General features: G+C 58.3%; 18 protein-coding genes. 3 read left to right on the top strand and 15 right to left on the bottom strand.

The window, feature by feature from the left end; all coding sequences use genetic code 11:
• The first annotated feature begins 170 nt into the window (after positions 1–170).
• Positions 171–1,385 carry a hypothetical protein gene (locus AWB79_RS13980; protein WP_157695777.1) on the top strand — a complete coding sequence of 405 codons (1,215 nt, stop codon included), beginning with the start codon at positions 171–173 and terminating at the stop codon, positions 1,383–1,385.
• Positions 1,386–1,474: 89 nt separating this feature from the next.
• Complete coding sequence (locus tag AWB79_RS39495; RefSeq protein WP_198399024.1) at positions 1,475–1,870, top strand: hypothetical protein; 396 nt, start codon at positions 1,475–1,477, stop codon at positions 1,868–1,870.
• 194 nt (positions 1,871–2,064) lie between these two features.
• Here AWB79_RS39495 and ligD read toward each other — a convergent pair whose 3' ends face one another.
• The 3 genes from ligD to AWB79_RS39490 form a co-directional block, all read right to left on the bottom strand.
• Positions 2,065–3,966 (bottom strand): DNA ligase D, encoded by a 1,902-nt coding sequence (ligD, locus tag AWB79_RS13970; RefSeq protein ID WP_061168009.1) that lies wholly within the window; start codon positions 3,964–3,966, stop codon positions 2,065–2,067.
• 7 nt (positions 3,967–3,973) lie between these two features.
• A complete protein-coding gene (locus AWB79_RS13965) occupies positions 3,974–4,216 on the bottom strand; it encodes a hypothetical protein (protein WP_061168008.1) in 243 nt (80 codons plus the stop codon).
• A 263-nt stretch (positions 4,217–4,479) separates the two neighbouring features.
• Positions 4,480–4,794, bottom strand: coding sequence for a hypothetical protein (locus AWB79_RS39490; RefSeq protein WP_157695775.1), 315 nt, complete (start codon positions 4,792–4,794; stop codon positions 4,480–4,482).
• A 213-nt stretch (positions 4,795–5,007) separates the two neighbouring features.
• On the opposite strand from AWB79_RS39490, the gene AWB79_RS13955 reads away from it, so the two are divergent.
• Positions 5,008–5,265 (top strand): hypothetical protein, encoded by a 258-nt coding sequence (locus AWB79_RS13955; RefSeq protein ID WP_061168007.1) that lies wholly within the window; start codon positions 5,008–5,010, stop codon positions 5,263–5,265.
• A gap of 31 nt (positions 5,266–5,296) precedes the next feature.
• Here AWB79_RS13955 and AWB79_RS13950 read toward each other — a convergent pair whose 3' ends face one another.
• From AWB79_RS13950 to AWB79_RS13895, 12 genes are all read right to left on the bottom strand, one after another.
• Entirely contained in the window at positions 5,297–6,982 is a 1,686-nt protein-coding gene (locus tag AWB79_RS13950) for a phosphoadenosine phosphosulfate reductase domain-containing protein (protein ID WP_082862363.1), read from the bottom strand.
• A 65-nt stretch (positions 6,983–7,047) separates the two neighbouring features.
• Entirely contained in the window at positions 7,048–7,434 is a 387-nt protein-coding gene (locus AWB79_RS13945) for an SPFH domain-containing protein (RefSeq protein WP_061168065.1), read from the bottom strand.
• Positions 7,427–9,454: a hypothetical protein gene (locus tag AWB79_RS13940; RefSeq protein WP_061168005.1), complete on the bottom strand. Its 2,028-nt coding sequence runs from the start codon at positions 9,452–9,454 to the stop codon at positions 7,427–7,429. Before AWB79_RS13940 ends, AWB79_RS13945 begins: the two co-directional genes overlap by 8 nt.
• A gap of 5 nt (positions 9,455–9,459) precedes the next feature.
• Entirely contained in the window at positions 9,460–11,406 is a 1,947-nt protein-coding gene (locus AWB79_RS13935) for a hypothetical protein (protein WP_157695774.1), read from the bottom strand.
• A complete protein-coding gene (locus AWB79_RS13930; protein WP_198399023.1) occupies positions 11,393–12,919 on the bottom strand; it encodes a tyrosine-type recombinase/integrase in 1,527 nt (508 codons plus the stop codon). Before AWB79_RS13930 ends, AWB79_RS13935 begins: the two co-directional genes overlap by 14 nt.
• A gap of 96 nt (positions 12,920–13,015) precedes the next feature.
• Positions 13,016–13,180 (bottom strand): hypothetical protein, encoded by a 165-nt coding sequence (locus tag AWB79_RS13925; RefSeq protein ID WP_157695772.1) that lies wholly within the window; start codon positions 13,178–13,180, stop codon positions 13,016–13,018.
• A gap of 106 nt (positions 13,181–13,286) precedes the next feature.
• On the bottom strand, positions 13,287–13,562 hold the full coding sequence (locus AWB79_RS13920; RefSeq protein WP_061168001.1) for an adenine nucleotide alpha hydrolase family protein: 276 nt from the start codon (positions 13,560–13,562) through the stop codon (positions 13,287–13,289).
• Between the two features lie 76 nt (positions 13,563–13,638).
• Entirely contained in the window at positions 13,639–14,454 is an 816-nt protein-coding gene (locus tag AWB79_RS13915) for a hypothetical protein (protein WP_061168000.1), read from the bottom strand.
• Positions 14,451–14,636, bottom strand: coding sequence for a hypothetical protein (locus tag AWB79_RS13910; protein ID WP_061167999.1), 186 nt, complete (start codon positions 14,634–14,636; stop codon positions 14,451–14,453). Before AWB79_RS13910 ends, AWB79_RS13915 begins: the two co-directional genes overlap by 4 nt.
• 91 nt (positions 14,637–14,727) lie before the next feature.
• Positions 14,728–15,114: a hypothetical protein gene (locus AWB79_RS13905; RefSeq protein WP_061167998.1), complete on the bottom strand. Its 387-nt coding sequence runs from the start codon at positions 15,112–15,114 to the stop codon at positions 14,728–14,730.
• A gap of 304 nt (positions 15,115–15,418) precedes the next feature.
• Positions 15,419–17,740, bottom strand: a complete 2,322-nt coding sequence (locus AWB79_RS13900) for a nuclease SbcCD subunit C (RefSeq protein WP_061167997.1) — start codon at positions 17,738–17,740, stop codon at positions 15,419–15,421.
• Positions 17,728–18,276 carry a hypothetical protein gene (locus AWB79_RS13895; protein WP_061167996.1) on the bottom strand — a complete coding sequence of 183 codons (549 nt, stop codon included), beginning with the start codon at positions 18,274–18,276 and terminating at the stop codon, positions 17,728–17,730. Before AWB79_RS13895 ends, AWB79_RS13900 begins: the two co-directional genes overlap by 13 nt.
• Positions 18,277–18,422 lie beyond the last annotated feature (146 nt).

Genomic DNA, 18,422 nt, shown 5'->3' with positions numbered 1-18,422 from the left:
CGTTAGCGACGCTTTACCAGCAATAGAGACCGTGACCGTGCGATAGCAGCTAGACGCACTTGTCTTCGGCGGCGTCCTCCGTTTTAGGAGCACGTCGGGAACCATGTCTTGAGGGAGGACGAATGCGGCGGCATTTTCTATTGCTCGTGATCTGCATGGTTGGAATCTCCATGGCGCAACTGGGATGCGCTGCCGAACCAGAAGATGAGATTGAGCCTCGGGCCTTTTGCGAATGGGTGGACCTCCGGACCTTGGGGGAGAGCGCGCATGTGAGCGGTTCCGCCAGGTTCCTATACTTTCGCGACAATCCGGGGTTCGACTCGCGGCAAGTTCGGTCGATCGCCGTTGGCGGTTATTCCGTCTACGAGGTGCCTATATCAACGCTATCGGTTTGTGCCGAGCCTCCAGACCTCAAAAAAGCTGTCAGAAAAATGATGTTAGCACCCGACGGTGCCGAACTCGCGCTGCTGGAGGCGTTCGATAGATACGCAAGCAACGAGAAGGTTAAGACCCCCAAAGTTCTTGAGCTGGCGATCGACCACAGCAGTGACTTTCACCGATTTGATAAACGGTCGTTCGCAACGATCGATCAGCTAGCAGTCGAAAGTGCATATCGATATCGTTGGTTGCAAACTCACGGCGGCGGCAGATTCACGATGGAGGAGTTGTCTGCCGCCGCAGCTCTTGAAGAGAGGCGGTTCCCAGTCATGGTTGTGTACACCGGAGTCATCGATCACGGCTCGGCAAGGGACCTGTTGGTACAAATGGCGTTTGCAGCCAGAGAGGCACCATCGGACATTGTCCTGGTCGGTCACTCTGATACATGCGAACCAGGAAGGGTTATGTACTTAGAAGAACTACCACCGTTCGGCGATGGCCCTGTCCGCTATGAGTTTATCGATGCCCCAGGAATACGTTCTGATGTGTGCGGCGGGACAGCGGCAACCTTGTCAACCGAGATCCCTCAAGTGCCCTCCCACACAAAGAGCTTTGACTCCCTCGACCCTGAAGGAAAATCATTTTACATCGTCGATCTTGTAAAGCGTGCGCTGCTTGAGGCTGGCATCACGGATGCAAAGGTCTATGCCGCCGGGCCCGTCGACACGGATCTCGCTTACATTGGAATATCGAATCTCCTCAATAGCGTTAATCCGGAAGGCGCATTCTCGGGACCTCGTTTGGAACGACTTTTGTTGCATATCAGTCGGAACGGCAAAAAGTTGACTATCGAACAGAGATACGAATATAGCAATTTTAAAGGGACGCAGCGTTGGAGGGATCCCGAGCAACGTCAGTTTGCCGATGATGCTTTTGCACGAGGCGCGCAGGACTTCCTCGGCGTATTGATTTCAAGCGTGAAGTTACTGATTTTGAAAGGGGAATAGCTGTGCCCTTCCGCTGAGTGCGTCGTGGTCGCTGCTTGCAGCTAGCATGACAACGGGTAATAATTCTGGGGGTTTGGAGAATGTCACCGTTGACTTTTTTTCGCGCGAGTTCGCTAATCCTTCTTTCCGCGTCTATTCTTGTTGTTGTCAGTATCGCCTTGCTAGGCTTATCTGGAATCGTAACTGCGCCGGAATTTCGGGATATTTCCCTTGCGATTGTTCCAGGGATGGCTGGTTATATTCCAGCAGCGATCGCTTTCATAATGGGAGAGGCCAAGCCGAAGGGGCCTATTATTTGGCGACCCTTCGCCTACATTATATTCGCCGGGTATCTCGTTTACTTTTCTATTTTGGAAGCGACGGTTATTCTATATGCTTTTCGGCCGATTTTTGACATTGATGCCGCTAAATTCATTCTTGGGGGACTGCAAAGCGTATTCGGCTTTGCCATTGGTGGAATATTTGTTAAGAAGCTTTTAAAGTAGTCTCGGACAAATCTGGCAATGTCCAAAGACAGTTGAAGGTTGTGACGGCGTGAGAGTCGCAGCCATCAGCGTGATTGAGCGCTATTAGTCTATGGTCGCTGTGCGATGCGGAGGAGACCTCCAAATGACAATGTAGCGGCGGAGGTGACCGACTGCTCATGGCCGTTCGCTGCCATTCGGGAACTGGCTCTTCGCTACTTCATGCCTACGGCGCGACGCATCGCCGCTGAAATCCCTTGCCGGGTGCGGTGATAACCTTCCCACGGATCGGCTCGCAGGGAATGCATTCGCTGCGCCGCCTTCTTTATCGTCCACTGGTACGCATCCCGCACGTCCTTCAGTTCGTCCCAGTGGATCGGCATCGAGACGCCCATGCCTGCGCGAGCGCGCGCAGAAAACGCAGCCGCCGTACTCGCACCCTTTCCATTGCGCAGATAGTCGATAAAAATCTTCCCGACTCGATTCTTGGGACCGAGCACTGCGGAGAAACGCTCCGGCATTAGCTTCGCCATGTAGCGCGCGACCGCGTGGGAGAAGTCTTTCACCTCGTCCCACTGCTGCCGGCGCGTGAGCGGCACGACAATGTGAAAGCCCTTTCCACCGCTCGTCTTGATGAAGCTCTTGAGTCCGATCTCGTCGAGCAACACCTTGGATAGCGTCGCCGCATCGAGCATCATCTGCCATGAGAGCTCGGGGTCCGGGTCAAGGTCGAGGATGAAGCGATCGGGATGATCTAGGTCGGGCTGCACGGCGTTCCAGCTATGCAGCTCGACGACGTTCATCTGGGCGAGGCCGATGAGCGCCTCGTGACGGTCGACGACCAGCAGCGGCGGGTGACCAGGGTGCATCTCGACCGGTAGCCGCGTGATACCGGGGATCTTCGATCGCTCCTCGTGCTTCTGGAAAAACAACTCGCCGTGGATGCCTTCCGGTGCGCGTACCAGCGACACGGGCCGATCCTTCAGGTACGGCAACGCGAATTCCGCGATCTCATCGTAGTAACGCACCAGATCGATTTTCTTCATGCGCGTCACGTCATCAATGATGCGCTCGGCGTTGGATACCTTCACGCCTGCAAGTACGAGCGTTCCGGCGCGGCCCGGTGAGACCCGCGTGGTTCCCTTCGCTTGGGGCAGGCTCTCCGGTTCATCAATGTCCACTACCGTCTCTTCGGTCACTGCTGTCGCGGGCTTGTCCTCTCGCATGCCTTGGAAGACGGGATGGCGAACCTCGCCCGACGGCGTCCATTCGAGGAACGACGCCTCAACGACGAGTTCGGGCGCCAGCCACACGAAGTCGCGATCTTTCTCGCGCGGGGGTGGATTGTAGAAAGGCGGATCGTCGCGAACGAGCTTGACCGCCTTCTTTTCCAGATCGGCGAGTGTGCGCGGCTTCAGTTCCGCTTTTACGGTACCCGCAAACCGCAGACTGCCGTCTCGCTCGTGCACGCCGAGCATCAACGATCGCATCCCGCTCTTCGCGCCCGCCACACGCGTATAGCCGCCGACGACAAACTCCTGGCGCTGGAGGCACTTGAGCTTGATCCAATCGGTCGACCGACCGGAACGGTATGGCGCATCGGCGCGTTTGCCGATGATGCCCTCGAGCCGCATGCGGCACGCGGACGCGAGCAGCGATTGCGGGTCCTCCGTGAATGACTCACTAAAGCGAATGCGCTCGCTCGATGTCTGGGCGATCAACTCGCCGAGCAGCTCTCTGCGCTGGGAGAGCGGCACTTCCCGCAGATCGCGTCCGTTGAGGAACGGGATGTCGAACGCGAAAAAGGTCAGTTGCGCCGTACTGCGGCGGTCAAACGCATTCTGCAGTGCGTTGAAGTCGGGCACGCCGCTCTCGGTGAGCACCACCACCTCGCCGTCAAGCCATGCATTTTCGACCCGCAATCCGTCGATAGCGGTCGCCAGCGTGCGCATCTTCTCTGTCCAGTCGTGTCCCCCGCGCGTGATGAGCTTTGCTGTGCCTTGCTCGACTCGGCACATCAGGCGATAACCGTCGAACTTGATTTCGTAGAGCCAGTCGCCGCTCGCGGGCGGCCGACGCGCGAGCGTCGCTAGTTGCGGAGCAATCGTCTCCGGCAATGGTTCATCAGCGGTTCGCCCGCCTCCGCTCGAGGAGCGTCTTTTCATATGCTGACGGGTCATCATCGATAACGCGAATCTGCGCTACCGGATAGAGCTGCGCGGCGAGGTCCAGCGCCTCTTGCTTTTGAGCCACGATCGTCACAAAGATTCCTCCCCGTCTGTGGGCATCGAGAACCTTAATGCGCCATCCAGCATGTTCGTTGCGCCGGACGCCCGCCTCGTCCACCGGTCCATCACTGACCGTCATAGCGCGATACCCAAAGCGTATCGCCCAATCCGTGCGCAAAGTCCTCGCCCGTACTAGGCAACCCTTCCTAGAAGTTCTCTTCTATCCACGCCTTCGCCCATGCGATGGCGCGGTCATGCGCCGCGCGATCAGTGTCGAAATAGCCGATATCGGAAAAGTGGAAGATTTGGCCGTCGGCCTCGTCTTCAGTCGTTTTGCGCTCAACCTCGCACCATAAGTGCCAGTGGTGGCCGCTTCGCTTAGGCCGAGAATCGATCGTCCAGTCACCGTACTCTATCTTCAGCGCTGAATCGTCTACGGCCTGCGGCTTGTCCGGCATTGGGAGCGTCATTGTCATCCGTGTAGGTTTTTCCAATTAGATTGTCGTAGTCGGTGCTCGCAGCACTAACAATCGCCCGCAGCATCCGGGTGAGTGCATCGTCGGTAGGCTTGCATTCCACGATCACGCGGGCAGTGCGCAGCGAGATTGAGTGGGTTTTGTGCAAGCCTTTGCCGCCGCTCGTTTCAAAACCGAACCGGTGAATCTCGCCCGCCGACCCCGGCGAAGGATTCTCGTGGGAAACAATGGTCACTTTCATACTATCAAAGCCTTCGAGCGCTATCTACGACCCTTTAGCAACGATCGTGCTGGGTCATAAATCGCTCATATCGGAGTCTTCTACGCAGTTGGTTCCTGTTTCTCCGTCATTTCGAACCGTAGTGTTGCGTCCGGGCGGTGGTCGGCCAATGCAAGCCGACAGCGGAACGCCGCGTGCTCGACAGAAGATGCGATTCGCTCCACGGAGGAAGCAATGAACCCCGTCTTCAACGAAAAGACGCGCGACGGCGAAATCGCCCGTGCGTTAAACATGGCGTTGCACGCACTCAGCGTTCATTCGGGGGCGATGGTCCTATTGGACGACAGCGAGCCAGTCACCCTGAACTTTTCCCGGGAGACCGCGGCGATCCTACGCGCCATGCAATTGCTGGGCGTGAACCCGGGGGAGACGCTGCCAGCGCCAAATCTCGACGATTACGATCTCGGAAAAAAAAACGTCCCAGGGTTTTAGCCCCGGGACGTGTTCACAAAGCAATGGGCGGCTAGGCCGCTTCAGCAAAAAGGCTTAATTGCGTCGGGTCGAATCCCAACAGCGCGTCGTGTGCGTCGCCGCCAATGGCGTTCGCGATCAGATGCGCATCCAACTCGGCCGGCGTCAGGTTCAGACGCTGAGCGAGTCGTGAGAAGTACTGCCCCCGCTTGGCCATGTCCTGATACCGCTGGGCCATGCCGGTCGGCAACTTCACGATGCCCTCGTTCAGCCAGAAATGCGCTGAATCGATCGCGTCGCGATGCTGCGTGTCCAGCATGAATGCCGTGTCGTACGTGCAGGTGACGAACAAACACGCTGCTTCCGCATCGACGTCAAACTGCGACGTCTCCTCGAAATACACCGTCTGCTCACCGCCTGTCGTCCTCGCATATCGCCCGGGCCGACCGGGATGCCGGTACGGGTTCCACTGCTCGGCATCGAACGAGCGCAACCCTGTCACCGGAGCTTCCTTGTCGTACTGACCCACCGGATACCAACCGTGCAGCACGATTTCCTTCTTCGGCAGGGATTCGAGCGTCGGGATCGGATAGCGACGCCCCAACACATTTACGTCGTGCCAGACCGCAAGCGCAGGAAACGCATGCGGCGCGTAGTGATGCATGGATAGGAAAAAGTCGATGGCCACCAACTGCTGCGGTGTCACGAACTCGAACTGCGGCTCGCACAGCACCCGGTTCTCTTCAGTGTCGGGAATCGAACCGGTAGTCAGTGCGCCAGAGTGCGCTTCTGCACGATCTCGCTCGGCGGCGTCGATACTCAGCAGCTTGCGCAGCAAATCGATGCGCGTCGCGTAGCTATAGGTGTCGGCCTGGATGCGCGTGTATCCCGCATCGCTCAGCGAACGCCCTACCAACTCCCGGCGCGACATGTCCCACTGGATTGCGAGCAGATAGTTCCGATAGTCGTTGAGCGGACGAAGATGTCCGTAGTGCTCATCTTCGATCATCGCCTCGAGCGACTTGTCACGGTCGCCAGAGACAAGACAAATTGCGCAGCCGAACCTCGATCCGCACGCGGCGCGGGCACCAGCATCGCCCACCACGACACCGCACGTTCCTCCGTTTCCTGCCCGGTAGATATCGGACAGGCGATGGATCGTGGCGGGTGCCAATGGCGACGGAAAGGTCAGGTCCCGAGCATCGGCCAGCAGCGCGAGCATCGTCCAAACATGATCGGACGTCCAGTCGCTGAGGGGAGAGATCGTAAGCGCTCCGGTCCTGCTTCTAACCGCTTGATCGGCGCTATCGCGTCTCTCAGCCATCGCGACCGCACGCGAGGTACTTTCGTCCCTGCGCAGCCCGAGCACCGTAATGACTTCGCGAGCACCGTCATCCGCCGCTCGTCGTTCGAGCAGTGTTCGAAGCCGACCTCCCGGCCGTACCTTCCATTCATCGGCGCACGGACGGGTACGTCTACCGTCGCGAACGCCATTCTCGGGCGTGCGTGCCAACGTACCGCGACCCATCGTTGAGACGACGAACTGGCTTGCCAACGACGGTGTCGTCACGTGGACCTGTACAGGCAACGCCGACGCTTCGATATACAACTGCAGCTCGTCCAGCACTGAGTGCAAGAAGTTTGCGATCGTAGGATTCTCGATACGGATAAGGGGGTGCAGATGGACACTGCTCAATGCCTTGTCAGATAAGGCGATCTCGAAAACAGCGGTGTCCATCCCATCGGTCCGACTGATGGACAATTCTCGTGCAAATTGTCCATCTGAATACAGGCATCGAGACGTTATCGGCTCCGCCCGCGAAGCGGCAACACCTTCTCTCCGGTAAGCTTTGCGAGGGCTTTCTTCGTCTCAAACAGCTCAACGAGCAGGGAGGCTTCTCGAGCGAGGGCCTCTTCCCAGAGCAGGCGATATTTGCTTGCCGACATTCGAGCCGACGCGAGCTGCTCCTTGGCTTCCCCCTTCGGCCTAGCCTGGTCAGCGGCCGCGTGGTCGATTGCTTCGATCAGATCTTTGAAGATGGGCCGAGACTTCTTGATGCTCCCCTTTCCCCGGCCAGCTTCTAGGGCAACGGCATCGTTCGAGATTCGCGTTCCCTTCGGGACTGACGTCGGATTGCCGTTTTTCAGGCGTTCGAGCGCCTTGAAGTAGTCGTTGAGAGTGTCAGCCACGGTCTGAGCCCCTGTTGGCAATTTCAAGGCAACGCTTTCGCGCCGCTATCATCGAATCCAAGTCGTCCTTTTCGAGGTGATAGGTGATCGATGATTGTTCGAGGGAGTTGACCAGGTGTTGCTGCTGATCGATGGCCCGATTAAGCTTCGACAGCTTGATTACGATGTTCTTGCAATCCTGCAGGCACAGCACACCCATCATTCTCAGGCCGGTCTTGTCGCACTCACCGACCTTTACGCAACCTCCGAACGGGGTTGCCTTGTAGGCAGTCAATCCCTTCTGAAACTGTTTGAGCGTTATGGCTCGATCAACAATCTGGCCGCGATTTTTCTTCTGCTGTTCGAATATCCCAGCAGCACCAAACAGAGGTTCATCGGCGAATACTATGTCCCGAAGGAACGCCATTGCTTCTGACACCGGTTTGGCGTCGCGCCAGTCCTTACAAATGTGCTCTTTGTAGTCTCTCGGATCGTCCTCAATGAAGTTCTTGGCGAACACCGAACCTTTTGAGTAGTAAAGTGACATTTCCCGCGTGATATGTTGCAATTGTCGGCGTAACGACGGGAGCGACACCAGGCCGCTACGTTGTGCGTACAACGCAAGCGATCGCCGGAATTGATGTGATCTCAGCGACCATGCCTGACCGACACCGTAATCCGGATCATCTCCCCAGGCGCGGTGCGGGTCGATTTCTTCCAATTCCCGGATGTCCCCTTCATTAATGATGGGGCGTAACCGCTTCGATAGCTGCGCGAACGGCGGGCTGGCCAATCGGCTGTCAGAAGTCAGGTACGCATCCTGAGTCACCACTTGATATGTCTGCCTACCAGCGAACTCCAGGTACGATGTCGCGACAAACAACGGATACCTGCTGATTCGCTCGTCGGCTTGGTGCGGAGTATCTCCGATTACCTCGTATATTGCTGCAGCGACACGACGAGCTATGTCAACGGCCCGAGCGCCCTCTTTGCTGGTCACCCACTGCGTTCGACGAATGCGTCCGTTCTCGAATTTCGTTGTTCGGCCACCGAGAAAATAATGCGTTACCCCAGGTCGCTTTTCCGCCGACAAGCAGTGGTAAGGAAGCATCTGGGCTTCGCTGTGTCTCATTCCGGTGTACGCCTGAACCGTAAGGCGGCAAACGGTCTGGATATCTGAAAGACCACTGGATACTCCGTGCATCGTCGGGGTGATTCCTTTCTCGCGAAAGTACTCAGTCAGCCCATGCTCAGCCAGCATCGACCCCACATCACAAAAAGACTTTCGATCTCCACGAGGGATCGACCGCAACGCCACCAAGCGTGCGACCAAAGCGAGGTAGCAATCGGAAATCACGTCGAAGTCGCTTAACTCAGTATTCAGCGCGGTCAGCACGGACGAATAGATCCGGGTCGGCATCGGCGGCGTCTGCCTGTTTGCCGGGAAATCGCTAACACGCTTTTGCAGCGTTGCGAATAGCTCCGCACACCCGAGAGTAAAGCCCAAATCTGTTTCCGGGTTCATCGCCATGAGCACACCCATGAGCCTGGCAACCTTGCTAACCGCCGTTTTGGTATCTAACGATGAACAGAAATCTTCGAGTAGGGCTGACGAACTCCAAAGGTCTTCGAAACCGATTTCATGCTTCTCACTGTATTGGCCCATGAGGCGGAGGACACTCAGGGAGTCGGTCAACGAAGAGAAACTAAGCGAAGCGCCTCTCTTTTTGTAGATCAACAGCGCCATAAATCGCTGCGTTTCTGCGACGATTCTGGATCTCAACCCCGACATACGTTGACGCATGGGTCGGTCGATTCTGGATGTCGTCTTCTGCCAATAATCGAAACACAGCCACCTGGGTCGCCCGTCAGGGTCGTAGGGGGTCCAGTTCCAGTAAATGTCGGCGAGAGTCGACGCCGCAACCCCGTTCGCATATCGACTGACAACGAAATCGTCCGGGGGCGCCAACCCGGTGGAGGCTACGTCCCATTCATCCGGTAATGCAGCGTTTTCCGGGATATCCAACTTGGCCTGAAACATACGACTCATACGATCACCTCTAGTTCGTTGAGCAAAGCCCACTTCTCGGCCCAATAGGCATCGAGTTGGCCGTACTCTTCGACTTCGTTCTCAATCCGGGCGACGATCGAGGCCATCCCGTCAAACTCCTTGACCTCATCGAGCAGTGACGCAATTCGGCGGAGGACAGGCTCGAAATAGGCCTCCGCGCCTGGCAGATACGTCGCCTGCTGAACAACAAAAGCGCAGCTCACCAGTTTTCTAATGTCAGGGGCGTCGGCATGTACACGGTGCTTGTCGCAGAAAAGGCACCCCTCTTGCCGACCGCAATCTGGCGCCACGGGGACATCTTCGGAAATCGCATGAGGAGAGCGAAACGCCGCGCAGGTGCCAAGAGGCCCCTGCGTGCCACCATCTACCGCTTCGTCGGCTTGTAGCACTATCCGCTTGATCAGGGCAGACTCTTCAATCCTGGTCAAAAACGTCGAGATTTCTTCATGGTGAGCGGACTTGCTACCAGCGGTGTAGTGGCGCCTCGAGGTTTCTTCCGAATGGCCCATGATCGTCGCTGCGACTGGGAAATCATCGTTGCGTACGTGATAATCCTGTTTAGCTGCACGCAGCTTCCGGTTCCTGATCAGCGGGATGTTTGGGCCTAGTCTCTGCAACGACGCATAGAAGGATCCGAGCGCCTTTACTGTCATCGGCTTCGGTGCGCTTCGGTTCTCATAACCGAGGTTGAAGAACAACGTGGCGGCCTCACGACCGTTCAGCAGGTAACTGCGGATCTCAATGAATTTTACGAACAACGGCAGGAACTTGTTCCGGATTACGACGGATACCATTTTTCCGCCGGCGCGCCACTTTATCTCCCTAAACCCTTGTTGTGATGCGCCCACTTTGTACTCTGCGCCCCAGGCGAGGGCAAACGCGACCGAAGCATTCATGCCCGTCTGGCCGAGGAACAGGACCACGAATGCATGATGAGCCCGCATTGCTGCGGCGAGTCGTTCAGGATGTCGGGCATTCCGGTTTGCCTCGGCGAGTCGATTGCGCGCGTGCCGGATGGCAGTATCCGCCTTGGAAAGAGAATTGAACTGCGTGCGAATTTCCTGGATAGTGGCGAGTCGGCCATTTTCGAAATCATAGGCAGCATACGTGCTGCCGCGGGTAGCCCTGTTCTCAATCCTGCCCACAGAGACCGACCAGGCTCGCAGCGGAAATAACCACACGTAATCGCGCTTCCAGTCGAGAGACTTCGGAACCGCCATTCTGTAGGGGAATTCGCGCTGGGTGAGAACCAGATCTGTATGCCCATGGAAAATTGCATCACATAGCCCCTCCAGTCGCCCGAGATCACATTCAGACGGTGGTACAGTACGCGCGTCACCGGGACGAGCAATGTCGATCAGCCGAACGCCTCGGTGAATGTCATGGAGGCCCGTGAACCGCTCCATCAACCTCAGATTCGCGAATTGCCGAGAGGCTGCGGTTCTCTGCGTAATTTGGTTCGTATCAAGTCGATGCCTCAAATAGTCCACGTACGCTCGGAACCCAACGTAGGTTGCATCCCCACCGCTGAGAATATCTGAATGCCCGCTCTCATCGGCCCAATCCATCAGGTTGATCCACAACCCCACCCATCCGTGAACCGTCGAATTGGTGAATCCGCCGTCCAGAAGAAGGCTGGAAACGAATTCAATAAAGCGGCCTATCAGCCGTGTACGAGTCAGGTCAAGTGATCCTGGGTCCACCTCCCGCGCCTGTCGAGCACGTCGATTGCGCGGCACCACGCTACCTTGGCGGCGCATGTAGCAAAGCGCCCCAACGTCCTTGGCCATGCCGTCGAATACAAGGACCGCGCGCTCCGGATGAAGGACCGACATCCCTTTGGCCAGCGGAAGTGAATGTCGCTCTGTCGGTCTCGTCCAAAATTGCTCGCCGCCATTCGAAGCTGATTTACGCTTCTGCATTGAGTGCTCCCCGCCACGCTTTCTCGATCAAATCGCGAAAATAGGCCTCGTGTCCGTCTACAGCTGCATATACCGTTGCCTGGTTCGACCTGAAGTTCAAGTACAGGTCAGTCGTGGCGGAGCATTCGTGGCCCATTCGCACACGGACGAAATCTCGCGCCTGAGACAGCGTCTTCTCCTTCCGTTCAACCGCTGCTAGTTGAACATCAGTAAGGTTCATTCCATAAGTCGCGCGCAAGTCGTGCGGTTTGTAGTGGAAATCCCGCGCGTAGCGCTGGCGAACCCACGGGATCACCCGGTCACGAATGAACATGCGAAGAGCCTGACCTCGCTCCCGGTACCGCCTGTCGAAATCTGGATCGAAGCGTAGGCTCTCAGCCTTCTGCTGGTAGTAAGGGGACCCCTGCTGCGTCAGGAAAAGATATTGGTCATCGTTGTTGCCGCCCTTCGCCCGGCTACGGCGCGCAGCTGCCCGATCGGAGAACGCATACTTCCGGAGCATCTCGTACACCCAACGAGGAATATGGATCGTAAGCTGCTTATTGTTTTTTGTATCTATCCCTGTTCCAGGGCCGGCACTACAACGAAATTCTCGCGCTGAATCCGTTAGTTCATTGCGCACGTCCGCGACTCGAAGAGTCAGCGCCGTCTGAATTCTGGCTCCGGACGTCACCATAAGCAGATGGACCAACAACATCTCAGGATTCTGCAGGCCGGCTAGTGCCTCGAACAGCCATTCCTGTTCGTTTTGAGGTAGGGGCCGCAATCGTTCGCCATCGCTAATGCAGCCATCGTATGGATCAAGCTGCTTCGGCGCGCGAATACTCACGTCCGTTACGTTCACCCGTTTGCTGATCGAGAGTCCACGAGCATCCTTGAACGTCAAATACTGGTCTCGATCTTCCCAGAGCGGATTCTCCGGCACGAGCATCCCCTCGGCTACCAAAAACCGATAGAAACCAATCACCGATCCCATGGCTCTTTTGGCCGTTGCGGGCGCCGTCTTCCGTTGAAGAATTCGGTTCTTGAGATAACCATGGAACCGATAGGTCGGCCGCTGCAACTTGAAACGGGGAAACGCAAGGTAATCGACCTCGAATTCCTCGAGAAACCTCATAAAAATCGACAGATCCTCCGCAATACTCTGGAACGTTGTCATGTCCGGGTTCAGATGTGCCTGACATCGAGCGAGGATATAAATCGTAGGCGCGTCCCATAGAACACCACGGCTATCGAGAACGAGCGGGAGAAGGTTGTAATTGAACTTGACCCACTTCGGATAGCCGCCGTAAGAGTCGACGGCCTTGGCGACTTCCCGAATGTGATAGGTTTGTTCGGCCCGCTGCGCGCCTGCGGGGATAACGCGTTTTCTGCCGAGAGGATCTGCTGCGTCACACGTTTCAGTCAGGATGAAAGCCGGCAGAACCGCACATTTGATCGGCGGGTTAAGCATGTGGCCACCGGCCTGTCCGTGGCCATGATTGGTCAGGTACGACTGTAACTTGTCCATCATTTCAAAACTCATCATTTTCGTCTATGAGTAATCGGCTTCCCAAGAAAAAACCCGCCGGCTCTCGAAAGTCGAGAGCCGGCGGGCGTGAGGTTCAGATTATGACTTCCTGGTCGGGAATTTCGTCTGCTCCGCGTCGACAACAGCCGCATAGCGGGCCCAGCAGTCAGCCGAAGGCAGCGACTCAACAACCTCCATCACCGCAGATTCGCCGGGATAGTGGTTGAGAAACGAGCCTTTCCCAATCGCGTTTTGCAGGAACATCAGATCCGCCAGAGTATGAGCCGCGCGTACCATACTGCGCCACGCTCCCGCTGGCGTTCAACAAAGGCCGTTGACAGGTCTCAGTGACTGGGAAGCATCGGTGCTTTCAAGTACCGACGAGCAATGTCCATTTCCTGTGGTACTTACCAGGTAAATCACCCCGGGGAAAACTTATCCGTGTCTCGATTGTCGTGTCGGCCGACTGAACATGGTGGGTGATCGGCGTGCCGCCGGCACGGCGAATCGCCACAAGCATTAACACCAGGGTACATGTGCTGTCCTTGCCGCCCGAATAGGCGCAGCTCAGGCTATGCCCAAGTTCGATGTATCGCTGCATCACGCTGATCGCAGCTTCCATCTTCGAGAGAACTTCCTGTTCCATTTTTTTCGCTCCAGAAAAGTAGGAGCGGCCCTTTCGGGATGCGCTCCCGAAAGGGTTCAAAGGGTCAATGGTTAAATCAAATCAAGAGGTCGGCCGTCGCGCGTTGGGCCGCTTCGAGGCCATCGTGCGCTGCGGCGAACATGTCGGCTTGCCGCGTAGCACGATCCAGCCGCGGAAGCGTCTTCGCATACCGGCTCACGCTGGTACCGTCGAAGCTGTCAGCACCGGCGGCCGCACAAATGCGGATACGACGCGCCGAGTTCACGCGACCGACGTGCAAGTAGCAGTGACGCCGTCGCGCGAGGGACCCCCACACGTGCGCCGTCTGCTCCTTCCACTCCGTCGAACCGCCGACGAAGATGCCGACTGCGGGGGACAGAAGCGAGGCGAGGTCGTCGACCTGCATACCGTTCTGAACGGCAATCAGCATCCGGCATGGCATTCCGCGCAAGCGCTCGAGCCACTTCAGCGAATAGTCGAGCGAGGCCATCCCGCCCATGACGATGTCCGGAAGGACGAGCCAATCGGCCCGCTCGCCGAGCCGTTCGACAGCAACAGAAAATGCGTGTTCGTCGAAGGGCTGGCCCTGCTGGTAAGCCGTCCAAGCCCCGTTATCCAACGCATAGCGATCGAAGCCCTCGGTACGCAACTCGCCCTTGGCCGAGACCAACAAGCGCCAGTCGGCGCCCTTCAGTGCGGCCAGATTGCGGCGGGTACCGGTGCGACTGGCGTAACCGACGATCGGCTGCCGATGCATGGCGATCCGCTCTTCGATTTCCGGGTCATCGTCAGCAGATCCGTCGACTCCGTAGTACTCGGCGTAGGACATGAATGCTTGCGCGTAGCCCGTCTTCTGGCCACTGGCGTATTGCTCCAGCCACGGCGGCGTCATTGGCGCACCCCGTTTTGGGGTTGCACTCTCCCGCCGATGACCAAGAACACTTTCGTATCGACGTTCCGGACCCACGGGCGAACTTCACCCGCGTGCGTCTCTGTGCCGGCGATATAGCCAATCGCCGCTTCGAGGTTGGCGAACTGCTCCGGCGATGCGCCCAGCTTGGCTGCTTCAAACATAACAACACTCCACAAAAAGAACGCGGAGCGACCCCAGCGGGCCGCTTGCCCGCAAGGGTTGAGAAAAGAAGGTAGGGGCGATTTGTGCCGCTTACTTGATCAGCTTGACGCTCTGCCACCAGCGACCGCCCGAAGGTAGGTCTCTGACGAAAGAGGAGTTTTCCGCTTCACCGCGCGTGAGCTCGATCGCACCGCCCTTCAAGATGGCGGTCTGGAGATAGACGACATTCGCGAGGGCGAGCACGCCGTGCTGTTCGGCGATGCCGGTCAGCGTCTCGACGGCATCCAGCATTTCTGCATGAAACTGCTTCGCGTCAGCGGCGAGCCGCAGCGACACGTCCGCGTCGCTAATCGCCCCCAACACCGCATCACACTGAGCTTGCGGGTCGTCAGGCCCGTACTGCTCGGGCTTGATCCAGCTTCGGATCACCATGTCATTGAGTACATCGTCGACGATATCGGTGCAGGAATAGGCCATATAAGGCTCCAGTGAAAAAGTGAAACAAAAAGTGCCGCTGTCAGATGCGACGCAAACGGACAGTATCGAACGCAGACGCGCGACGCAGGTACGGCGGGCGCGGCGGCTGCGATTGAGCAGCAGCCGGTGCGGCTTGCTGCGATGGCGGCTGGTGAGGCACCGCGTTCGAGTGGGACGGACTACCGGCTGCCGCGAGCAGCAGCATCAAAAGGTTTGCCATATGAGATAGCGCCGGGAGGCGCGAGAAAGAAGGGAAACGGGAAGCGCCCTTGTGGGGAGACTCCCCACAAGGGTTAATAAAAAATCAGGCGGCAAGCGCCTGTACGTCGAGGACTGCGTCGGCTTCCGCGACAAGTTCGGGCGTCTGCGAGATGAAGAACTCTCGCTGGTACCCACCTTGGCGCAGCACCTCGCGCTTCATGCGCATGAACTGCAATTTGCGTTCGGGATCGAGCGGACCGTCCGACTCGTCGCTGAACAAGGTCTGATAAGGCTGACCGGTGTTCTGCGCGAGATAGAGCGCGATGCCCCGCGTGAGGCACTCGTTTATCCAGACCTTCTGACCGCCGGACATGACGGAGACCGACTTGCTGCTGTCGGACTCGGCGTCGTGAACGAGGATCTCGAAGCCCTCCCGCAGTTCACCGCTCGCGAGCGTGCGCTGCGTGCGGATCTCAACCGTGAAGCGCATCCCGTAGCACGCGAGCAGTAGCTCATTGACGGTGTGCGTGAGCGCCGGTCCCGCGTCATCGATGGTCAGCGCGATCACGCCGTCGTTGCCCAGACCCTTAGCGAGCAGCTTCCACCGCGCGATCTCGTCGGAGAGGCGATCGGCACGCGACTGCGTGGCCGAGAACTTCTCCAACTCCAACGCCAGCGCTTCCGCTTCGGCCTGCAAGACACTCTGTGAGCGGATCGATTGCTCGATCCGGCCATCAAGTGCCGCGACGGTCTCCCGGTTCCCTGCGATGTCACGGTCCAATCTCGCGATCGCGGCTGTGACGTCAACGGCGGCCAGTCGGCTTACCTCCTCGGTGATGCGCGCAAGCTCCGCTGCGATACGCGTCTTTTCAGACTGATACTTGGCGGTACGTGCGGCGCCTTCCTCGGTGATCGAACGCAACTCCCCTTGCGCGGCTTCGAGTCCCGGTACGGCGGCATCCAAGAGCGGTTTGGTCGCAGCAAGCTCTGCCGCCGCCTGCAAGGCACGGCGAAGCCGCGCGGCCGCGTCGGTGATGGCGAGCATCTCGACACGCTTTGCCGCGAGCTCTGCCGGCACCCGCACCAAGGCGTCGGCCTGCGCTGTCTTCTCGCGATACTCCGCGCGAAGATTCGCAACCGACACACGCTGCTCTTCCGCTTGGGCTTTGGCCTGCAACGCCTGCGTAAGGAGCGGACATTGGGCATGCATCGAATGACCGACACACGGCACCTGATCCACCACCGCCGCCTGCTTGCTCAATGTGTCAAAGTGGGCGGCTTTCGTCGTGCCCTGGCTCATCAAGCTGGTAAGCGTTGCATCGAGCGTGGTCAACGAAGCGCGTTTGATCTCCAAGTCGGCAATGTCGCGCTGCAAAGGGGCAAACCTCGCTTCCTCACGCGCAATCGCCAACTCGGCCTCCTCGCGCTTCGCTGCCGCACCCAGGATCGCTTCACGGCGAGCCAGCGTTGCTTGGTGCGTGGCCACCGTCCGACTCAGCGCGGCGACGCGTTGCTGGCAGCGAACCGCTGATGCTTGCTCGTCGTCGGCCGCGCTTTTCACGGCACGGCCCAACTCGTCGCGGCGCACGCCCAGCTCTCGCAGGCGCGCCTCGGTCGTGGCCGATTCACTCTGCTTCGCCGCAAGCGTTGCCCGCTCCTGAGTCAGCTTGCTCGCCTGCTCAAGCGCGGCATCGCGTTGCTCCCGAGCGGCACGCAAGGTGTTGCCCTGCGCGACGATCGACTGCTCAGCGTCCGCTTTGCGTTGCCGCTTTCCGGCGAGCGCACCAAGCTCTGACTGGATGCCTTCGAGCGACTTGCCGAGCACCTTCGCGACGTCACCGGCTTTCGCCGACAATGCCTTCAGGTGGTCGATGCCAAGGAGTTCGGCCAGCAGCGTCTTGATTTCGCCCGCACCGTAGGACGCGAGCGGCCGCCGGTTCTGAGCCGAGAACACGCTCGTGAAGAACGTCTCCAACGAACCGTTGATCGCTTCGACACAGCGGATATACGACTCCGCCTTGCCGTCCGACACCGTTCCGTCAGGCAGCGACACCGGACGCCACGTACCGTCGACGCCGCGATAAGCAAGGTAATACTCCGCCTTGCCTGTCTTGCCGGGCTTGCGGAACGTGAAGGACGAGCGATAGCGGATGCCGTCGTGCTCCCATTCGAGTTCCTTCAGCGCACTGGTGCCACAGATGTGATCCCAGTACGAGAAGGCGTCGACCGACAGCTTCGACGCACGCGACGGCATGATCGGATACGGGTGTAAGTTGTCCATGATCGTGGTCTTGCCCGCTCCGTTAGGACCGGTCAAGGCGATCAGGCCATCCGGCAACGCTTCCAGATCGAGCGTCACGCTCTCGCGCTTCATGCCATCGCGCACGCCAACGAAGCCTTCCAGTGTCAGTTTCAGAGGCCGCATGACAGATCCTCCGACACGCTCATCGACGCGGACATCGCGGCCATCTTCGAGTAGAACGCGTCGTCGTCCTCGTTGGGAAACGGCTCGTTCATGACGATCGACGGCACGGCGCGCACCGCTGCTTTGGGCGCTTGAAGCGTTCCGTCTAGTGCGGCCGCCACGTTGTCACAGACTCTGCCGAACTCGCGACGCGCGTTCGTCAGAAGCTCGGACCAACCGCTATGCCCGGTGAGGCTACGGATCTCGGCAGCAGACCACTGGCTTGCATAGCCTTCCTGATACGACCATAGAAGGTGCTGCATTTCAACGGTCGGCGTCACTGCAACCTCGCACGCGCCAGGCGTTGTGGCGAGCAGCAACAGCGTCTGACCGAACTGCGCCAGCACTGCGCCGCGGTACTGGCCGAACGGCTGGTGCTGAATGGCAGCGGTAAACCCAGCCAAATCGACTAACGACTTTTGAAGATCACGCGATGAGCAGTCGCCCAACGCAAAAGTGCGGACCCAGTTCGGGCCAGCGGGATAAAGACCAAACATGATGCACTCCGTTACGTTGAGCGGAGTGCGGCCCCGGTAGGGATCGCTCCCCGCCAGGGTGAAGAAAAAAATGAACTGCCAGAGAAAGGTCCTGCCACTACGAATCGATGCGTCAAAGACGCGGTGAAACCTCTGTTTCGATAGCG

Source organism: Caballeronia hypogeia (assembly GCF_001544875.2).
Taxonomy (GTDB): Bacteria; Pseudomonadota; Gammaproteobacteria; order Burkholderiales; family Burkholderiaceae; genus Caballeronia; species Caballeronia hypogeia.
The sequence above is the reverse complement of the archived record's forward strand: the minus strand, read 5'-3'. Positions and strand labels throughout refer to the sequence as shown.

Coding starts and splice junctions, on each gene's coding strand:
- AWB79_RS13980 (WP_157695777.1), top strand. CDS start 171: ATGGCGCAACTGGGATGCGCTGCCGAACCAGAAGATGAGATTGAGCCT.
- AWB79_RS13965 (WP_061168008.1), bottom strand. CDS start 4,216: ATGACGGTCAGTGATGGACCGGTGGACGAGGCGGGCGTCCGGCGCAAC.
- AWB79_RS39490 (WP_157695775.1), bottom strand. CDS start 4,794: ATGAAAGTGACCATTGTTTCCCACGAGAATCCTTCGCCGGGGTCGGCG.
- AWB79_RS13955 (WP_061168007.1), top strand. CDS start 5,008: ATGAACCCCGTCTTCAACGAAAAGACGCGCGACGGCGAAATCGCCCGT.
- AWB79_RS13950 (WP_082862363.1), bottom strand. CDS start 6,982: ATGGACACCGCTGTTTTCGAGATCGCCTTATCTGACAAGGCATTGAGC.
- AWB79_RS13940 (WP_061168005.1), bottom strand. CDS start 9,454: ATGTTTCAGGCCAAGTTGGATATCCCGGAAAACGCTGCATTACCGGAT.
- AWB79_RS13935 (WP_157695774.1), bottom strand. CDS start 11,406: ATGCAGAAGCGTAAATCAGCTTCGAATGGCGGCGAGCAATTTTGGACG.
- AWB79_RS13930 (WP_198399023.1), bottom strand. CDS start 12,919: ATGATGGACAAGTTACAGTCGTACCTGACCAATCATGGCCACGGACAG.
- AWB79_RS13925 (WP_157695772.1), bottom strand. CDS start 13,180: ATGTTCCTGCAAAACGCGATTGGGAAAGGCTCGTTTCTCAACCACTAT.
- AWB79_RS13920 (WP_061168001.1), bottom strand. CDS start 13,562: ATGGAACAGGAAGTTCTCTCGAAGATGGAAGCTGCGATCAGCGTGATG.
- AWB79_RS13915 (WP_061168000.1), bottom strand. CDS start 14,454: ATGACGCCGCCGTGGCTGGAGCAATACGCCAGTGGCCAGAAGACGGGC.
- AWB79_RS13910 (WP_061167999.1), bottom strand. CDS start 14,636: ATGTTTGAAGCAGCCAAGCTGGGCGCATCGCCGGAGCAGTTCGCCAAC.
- AWB79_RS13905 (WP_061167998.1), bottom strand. CDS start 15,114: ATGGCCTATTCCTGCACCGATATCGTCGACGATGTACTCAATGACATG.
- AWB79_RS13900 (WP_061167997.1), bottom strand. CDS start 17,740: ATGCGGCCTCTGAAACTGACACTGGAAGGCTTCGTTGGCGTGCGCGAT.
- AWB79_RS13895 (WP_061167996.1), bottom strand. CDS start 18,276: ATGTTTGGTCTTTATCCCGCTGGCCCGAACTGGGTCCGCACTTTTGCG.